The organism is Streptomyces sp. DH12, from assembly GCF_020873895.1.
Classification (GTDB): domain Bacteria; phylum Actinomycetota; class Actinomycetes; order Streptomycetales; family Streptomycetaceae; genus Streptomyces.
In genome coordinates this window covers 1-687 of the sequence record NZ_JAHWGT010000314.1, presented here as the reverse complement: position 1 = coordinate 687, position 687 = coordinate 1, and the positions used below count along the sequence as shown (strand labels likewise).

The 687-nt window shown below is 70.7% G+C and carries 1 protein-coding gene and 1 pseudogene; one reads left to right on the top strand and one right to left on the bottom strand.

Annotated elements, in window-relative coordinates; all coding sequences use genetic code 11:
- Nucleotides 1–256: pseudogene (locus tag LPA54_RS34260) on the top strand (zinc carboxypeptidase); the annotation flags it as partial.
- On the opposite strand, the gene LPA54_RS34255 reads toward LPA54_RS34260, so the two are convergent.
- On the bottom strand, nucleotides 253–687 hold a 435-nt coding region (locus LPA54_RS34255), incomplete at its 5' end, for a hypothetical protein (RefSeq protein WP_228984563.1). The pseudogene LPA54_RS34260 and the gene LPA54_RS34255 overlap by 4 nt on opposite strands.

Genomic DNA, 687 nt, shown 5'->3' with positions numbered 1-687 from the left:
CGGCTACACGGCCCAGCAGTCCAGCGACCTGTACATCACCGACGGGTCGATCGACGACTACCTCTGGGGCGCCCACAAGATCTTCGGCTACACCTTCGAGATGTACCCGAGGTCGGCGTCCGGCGGCGGGTTCTACCCGCCCGACGAGGTCATCGAGCGGGAGACGTCCCGTAACCGTGACGCCGTCCTCCAACTGCTGGAGAACGCCGACTGCATGTACCGGGTGATCGGCAAGGAGAGCCAGTACTGCCGCTAGGCGCGGTCGGCCGCCCCGGCCTTGTCCTCGGCTTCGTCCTTCTCGGCCGGCTCCTCGGCGCCGTCGTCGAAGTACGCGTCGAGGACCTTGTCCAGGGCGGCGTCCCACTCGGCGAACCGTCGGCGTGAGTCGGCCTCGATCTCGAGGGGGTACCAACGCCGGTCGGGGGTGTGGACGGTGACGGTGTACCGCTTGCCGAAGCGGGCCGTCTCCGTCTCCACCGCGCCGATCTCGTCCCAGCGGAACTCGCACTCCTGGTCGTCCAGCCTCAGCCGCACGCCTCGGTGGTCGGCGACGAGCGCGGCCCGTCGGTCGGACGCCTCGAAGACGGGCCCGTCGGGGGCGGGTTCCGGCTCGTCGTCGTCCCCGGACTCCCCGGCTGCCGCCACGGCCTCGGCGGCCGGGGAGTCACCCGGCTCCTCCGACTCCTC